Origin of the sequence: Bacillus sp. GMs2/2, assembly GCF_050172095.1 — a bacterium.
GTDB lineage: Bacteria > Bacillota > Bacilli > Bacillales > Bacillaceae_G > Bacillus_A > Bacillus_A cereus.
Genome location: NZ_JBNLYE010000259.1, coordinates 1 through 5,899, shown reverse-complemented (window position 1 = coordinate 5,899; position 5,899 = coordinate 1). Strand labels below are relative to the sequence as shown.

The window sequence follows — 5,899 nt, the reverse complement described above, 5'->3', positions numbered from 1 at the left end:
AAATTTCATTTAAAACTTTAGATGAAAAACGATTTAATATTATTAATTCTACTGATTTATTAGGTTCTATTTTTTCTAAATAATCTTTTTTCCCATCCATTTGATTTAAAAGTTCGGTTGTTATAGAAGATCTTGTACTATTAACCAACCTTATAGGAGTAAATCTATTATTATGAACTGCCATATTAAAAGGTGTAGTAGCATCTATCCAATTTGTTTGTTTGATTTCTCCATATTCATCTGTATAGTTACCTCGAATATAAAGCATATTATTTGCACTAACAGGATTCGGCGCAAATAATTTCCAATTTTGTGTAAATAATGGATTCATGTAATTTTGAATCTGCGAATTATATTGATTACTAATAGGGTTTAACGGAAAATTGTAAAATAATGTGATTGCAAAATGAAATATAAATATACATGTCATTAATACAATTAATAAAGACGAACTATATTTTCTTATCATAATTATCACCATTTCTATACAAACTCAAGGAGGTTAATTCTTATGAATCATAAGAATTAACCTCCTTGTATTGTTTTAATTTTAATATTATCTTCCAAAAGAAACCGATTCGATTTTTTGATCATTAGAAGAAACATAACAAGCATATTTACCTTTTCCAGCAGCTGAATAAATTGATTGAGCATTAGCTTTTTGAGCCTGTTTACCTAACCAATTTCCCGCTGCATCAACAGCTTTTCCAGTTAAATAACCTCCAACAGCCCATGCTAAATTGGCTGTTGAATATGAAATTTCTTCATCACTTTTAATATTTGAAGCCATTTCTTTTCCTTTAGAATAATCCACTGTTGAAGCAGATGCTAAAACTGAATTTCCTAAAAGTCCAATCCCAACTACACTAGCAATTACTAACTTCTTCAAAAAAACACCCCTTGATTAAATATAGAAAATTTCGAACTGTAAAAGAATAATATAAATCCTATAAAACTTCAAGAAAAAATAACCAATTTAGTTCAAATATGCAATATTACATATTTGAACTAAATGTATACTCTATACACCCCTAGTTACCATAACGTCCTATTATCGGTAGCAAATCCTACGGTCTCCCCTTACTCTCGTAAGGGGTTTTCTTTTTTCTCTTTCTTTTTCTTTATGCAAATTTTTATACATTCCTTATACCATGTGGTGTTTGGCTTCCCTATGCCTCGTCAAATTCTTCTTTCTTTTGCATAAAATCATGCATACATCCATATATTTTTTATTCCTTCATTTTTTCAAATGATTTGACATATTTCATAGCAAGGGAATGCTTGTATGCTGATCTGTACTGCATTCCCTTATTGTATGTATGTTATATATCTATTCTTCTTTTTCCGACATTATGACCTCCAAAATTGCCACCACTTTTTTTGTGAAGTGGCTGCCAATATCTTTTTTGTTTCCTGCATTTCTCGCACATATTGCATAAGTAATTGATCTCGGTCTTCTAATCTATGAAAAATTCGTTGCTCACTACTAAGCAACTCCTGCTTAATTTCAGCTAATAACTCTTGTTTTAATTGTGCTCTTTCTGCTTGCCAATCTATATCTACTGAGTAAAAGGTGCTCTGTGAAGTAAGCAAGACCTGCTCTTGCTCGCTCAGTACCTGTTTAATTGCATGTTCTAGCTTTTTCCCTTCGCTTTGTAATTCTTTTATTTTTTCTAATATGAGCACGTCCTGCTTTGTAAAAGCTCTACTTTCTTGTTCCCCTTTTGAAAATATATATCCTTGTTTTTCAAGCTCTAAACACCAACGACGTAATGTACTTTTTCCCATTTGTAAACGTTCTGCGACTTCATGATTCCAGTATGCTTTTTCCAATTGAGCACCCCCTGCTTACAATTTAATTTTTGTCTATTTTTATTCGAGCAAGAGGTGCTTAGTTCCTTTCAAAACGATTTTCCTTGTTTTTGGGTGAGAGAGCTGGCTGGGGGTTTGGGGGCTAGCCCCCAGGAATTTGACGTCACTTACAATCGTGTAAACATAAAATGATAGACGATTGTACAAGGTGGTTCGGCAGGTATACTTGTAAATCCAAGTCGTATAACCTAGTTCCTCGTTTTTGGTCTGATCGGCTTGGCGAAAGATAAATCCCTGCCGAAAAAAGTTTGGCAAGGACAATAAAATAAAATGATAAAAATATGGTTATATTTTTATCATTTTATTTTATTGAAGGTGGAGATTTTCTGAAGCAAAGCGGAGGAAAATACTACCTGTTCCTTGCGGAACTTTTAACAATATATATAGAGTGAGAAGAGAGAGAGTCTTAAAAGTCGAAAAAAGCATTGATACTACTAGGTTTTTCATCTTTTTCAAGTGTGGCGTTTTTGCCACACTTCCGTGGCGTTTTTGCCACACTTGAAAAAGAGAAAAAAAAAGAATTGACTAATGTCAACTCTTAAATAATTTATTAGGTAATTGTTTTAATATAGACATTTTCATAGCTTTAAAAAAAATTACTTGTAAATGTTCAGGAACATTATCTTTATCACCTGCAAAAATAATATGCGGATTTACAAACAAAGAATAAGATTTTGCGTTACTTCCTTCAATACCACTTTCAGTTTTTGCTAATATTCCTTTTTTGACTAAAGCATTAACCAATTTACTAGTTCTATCCCTTGGTCTTTCTAATTCTTTAGCAAGATCTGAAATATTCATAGGTACAACATTTTTAGATTTAACATCTAAAACAATAGAATTACTATAAAAAGAAATATACGGAGTAATATCTATTAAAAATCCTTTTTCACTCAAAGTTAAATATCCTTGCTTACTTAAGAATTTCATGTTTTCTTGCATGAATTGAGCAAACCTCACTTTCGATTGAGGACTTTTTTTAGTACCTATGTAAAGTTCTTTACCAGTAGCTTTAGCCATAATTTCCATGGCTTGTTCTAATTCATTCTTTGAAACATTATTATATTCTTGTTGAAACATATTTTGTTCTAATTCAAAATCTCTTTTTCTAGCATTTTTTTCAGCTTCTACAAAATTAACAATCTTTTCACTCATTTTTCCACTCCTTATTTGTAGAAGGAGTTCATTCAATATGATAGAATAAACACTTAGAAGATATTACTCTAATAAAGAATAACTCCTTTCTATGTAGTGATAAAAAACTCCCTTAAGTTTCTGACGCTTGTGAGGGGGTTTTTTATTTTTCCAAAAGATTCTATCTCTGATTATAACATGGAAATATCATCTAAAAATAATAGAAAAAAATCCTAAATATTAGTACTTAATCCCAATTTAAATCCTTGTTTGTCTCTATATCCATATCTTTAAAAACGACGTTGACTCGTTTTATCTTTCACAAATGTAAACGAAAAAATAAATGCCCAAAGACCCATTCCACCCATAATAACCGCCATCACAAGCCAACCCCACTCAAATGTTTGCGACACTTTTTCATATAGCTTTGCTAAACCCAATACTTCCCATAATCCATATTTCATCCCTGTTACAAGAAGAACTGCAATCAGAGCATACAATAGGACTTGTATAACAGATACACACACTTCTTCAATCTTCTTTGTCTTAATCCTAATGTTTTGTACTTCACTTGTTTTTTGCTCTATCTGATGTACTTTGTGATAAAAATCCGTAACAAGCATATCTGTCTTCTTCTCAAAACTTTCGCCCACACTCTTATTCATTTGTTGAAAATAGTGGTTTAACGTTTCCCTCAGATTATCTCTCAAAGCTTGGTCCATCTCTTGTAACTCTTCGACTTTGCTGTTCAAGTTCTCGTTGTTTTTTCTGTTCATTCTGCTGACGGAGAGTATTTGCTCGCTCACGAGCTTGTTGTTCTTCTCGATACTTTCGGCTAATTGGTCGATACGTTGCGCGATTAGTTCGTTCTGGTATTCTATCTCTGACATTCTCACTCGATAATTGATTTGTTCGCTTGTGCTCATTTCCATCAATAGATTTTCTTCTTGTTTGACTTTCTCCAATTCGTCGCTCAAAGCCATGTTCTATTCCTCCTATTTCATAGTCATAACCTAACTTACTTCCTCTTACCCATTTTAAAGCCTCAGGATGCTTATAGGAGATCGTTTCTCCTCTCAACCTAGTTTCGATACCTAGATTGTCTAAAAACGTTGAGAGACCCTTTATATCCCTTGTACGAGTTTTCGCTACATCAACCGCTTGTCGTATTTCGTCTTTCCATGACTTTTTCCCTTTTTTCAGCAATGATTTCTCTGCTGCCGTGTACCTCACTACTGCCTGTTTCTCTACTACCACTGATAAACCTCGTTCTTGACAAATTCTATCATTCTCACTTTTTATGAACTCTCTTTGTTGGTTATTACTGTGATACTTTTTGCCATTTTCAATACTAACAGCGTTTATTACAATGTGATTATGTATATGTTCTGTGTCTGTATGCGTATAAATGGCAACTTGATAGTCTTTCGCAATAGATTGAGCTAACTCCAAGCCAATGGCATTCGCTTCTTCTGGTGTTACTTCTCCAGGTTTAAATGACTGAATGATTGTATGTGCCTGGATCCCTTTATCTTTCCCATATAACATTCTCAATTCTTTAAAATTTGATTTTGCATACTCAACGTCACAATTATGGCCACTTTTTTCTACTGCTCGTTTTTCCGCATAATTGATCGTTTGACTTGCTGATTTTGTATTTCCTAGTTTAGTTGTTGCCATAACTCACTCACTTCTTTTCGTAATTGCTCAATATTGTAATTTAAACGATGCCAATCTATATTGCCATCCTTGTGCGTATGACAATATTTCGCAATTTGATTCATGTTATTCCCCATCTGACTCAAATTCCTCGCAATCATTTGTCTCATCTCCTTATCAAATTTCGGAGAAATTAAACGACTCCCTTGTGCCTTCTTCTTCACAAAGTTTGGCACACTCATTCCTAAAGTATCAGCTGACTGCTGCAACTTTGCATATTCGTCATCATTCACACGAAAACTGATTTGTCTGCGCTCTTTTCGGTTCGGAATCTTCCGAAAATTGCTAGCCAACTGATTATCTTGTTCACTCATCAAGTCCCATCCCTTCATTCCGTTTTCAACGGAAGCGTCATTCTAAATTGGTCGTGCTATCTCCAATTTTATCATTGACGCAAGGGATTTGGCAAGCGTCGCATTTGCTAGCCACTTCGTGGCGCAAATACAGCTTGTCGGGGGGTTCCCCCAATCCCCCTTTTGTTTTTGCTCACGCAAAAAACGGCTTGCTTTCGCTAGCCATTAAAAACCTTGGACGTTGTCCAAACCTACTGGGGAACACTTCCCCAGACCCCATATAAAAAAACACCCCCAACCCCCTCACTTTTTGAGGGGGCTCCCTCGCCGGTAGGCAGGTTCAAACGGGAGCCGTTTGAAACCATCAAGAGGGTCTGGGTATTGTGCAATATGTCAACTCCTTAATGCTCACTTCGTTCCGCTTACCGTTGACATATACTTTATATTATTTATAAATCAAAAATTATACATATAATAAAAAATACTTTAACTATAAAATATATGCTTATTATACTAAAAATCGCTATAAAACTACCTCTTCTTTTACATTGTATTTCTTTAATTAATTTTGTAGAAAAGAAAATAGCTAATATAATTATTAATACATAATCAATAATTTGAAATATACTCATTATTTTTTCATCCTCTTTCTTTATTTTTTATGCTCTTTTTTATTAAAAGTAATAGAACATATATTTTCTTTACACTGTCCTATAGGTATTATTTTTCTTTTTTTAGCTATATATTTATATATTCGATCACCTACCCCTAATAATATAGAAATATATAGGAAGGGAACAAAAAACCATAATAACGGTATTCTTAAACAAATTTGATAAATAGCATGAATTCCCTTATAAAATTTTTGTTTTTTGATATTT

General features: G+C 33.3%; 8 protein-coding genes. All 8 read right to left on the bottom strand.

Features of this window, described 5'->3' with window-relative positions:
- Positions 1-331: DUF5819 family protein (locus tag ACQGS6_RS21775; protein WP_426965593.1), on the bottom strand; the 331-nt coding region annotated here is incomplete at its 3' end.
- Between the two features lie 225 nt (positions 332-556).
- On the bottom strand, positions 557-889 hold the full coding sequence (locus tag ACQGS6_RS21770; protein WP_061656986.1) for a hypothetical protein: 333 nt from the start codon (positions 887-889) through the stop codon (positions 557-559).
- 461 nt (positions 890-1,350) lie between these two features.
- Positions 1,351-1,833 carry a DUF3967 domain-containing protein gene (locus ACQGS6_RS21765; RefSeq protein ID WP_426965592.1) on the bottom strand — a complete coding sequence of 161 codons (483 nt, stop codon included), beginning with the start codon at positions 1,831-1,833 and terminating at the stop codon, positions 1,351-1,353.
- Positions 1,834-2,403: 570 nt separating this feature from the next.
- Positions 2,404-3,027: a MarR family transcriptional regulator gene (locus ACQGS6_RS21760; protein WP_426965591.1), complete on the bottom strand. Its 624-nt coding sequence runs from the start codon at positions 3,025-3,027 to the stop codon at positions 2,404-2,406.
- Positions 3,028-3,296: 269 nt separating this feature from the next.
- Complete coding sequence (locus tag ACQGS6_RS21755; protein ID WP_426965590.1) at positions 3,297-3,671, bottom strand: hypothetical protein; 375 nt, start codon at positions 3,669-3,671, stop codon at positions 3,297-3,299.
- Positions 3,672-3,705: 34 nt separating this feature from the next.
- Positions 3,706-4,686 (bottom strand): relaxase/mobilization nuclease domain-containing protein, encoded by a 981-nt coding sequence (locus ACQGS6_RS21750; RefSeq protein WP_426965589.1) that lies wholly within the window; start codon positions 4,684-4,686, stop codon positions 3,706-3,708.
- Positions 4,668-5,039, bottom strand: a complete 372-nt coding sequence (locus tag ACQGS6_RS21745) for a plasmid mobilization protein (RefSeq protein WP_426965588.1) — start codon at positions 5,037-5,039, stop codon at positions 4,668-4,670. The genes ACQGS6_RS21750 and ACQGS6_RS21745 overlap by 19 nt, the downstream gene beginning before the upstream one ends.
- 631 nt (positions 5,040-5,670) lie before the next feature.
- Positions 5,671-5,899: DCC1-like thiol-disulfide oxidoreductase family protein (locus tag ACQGS6_RS21740; RefSeq protein ID WP_426965587.1), on the bottom strand; the 229-nt coding region annotated here is incomplete at its 5' end.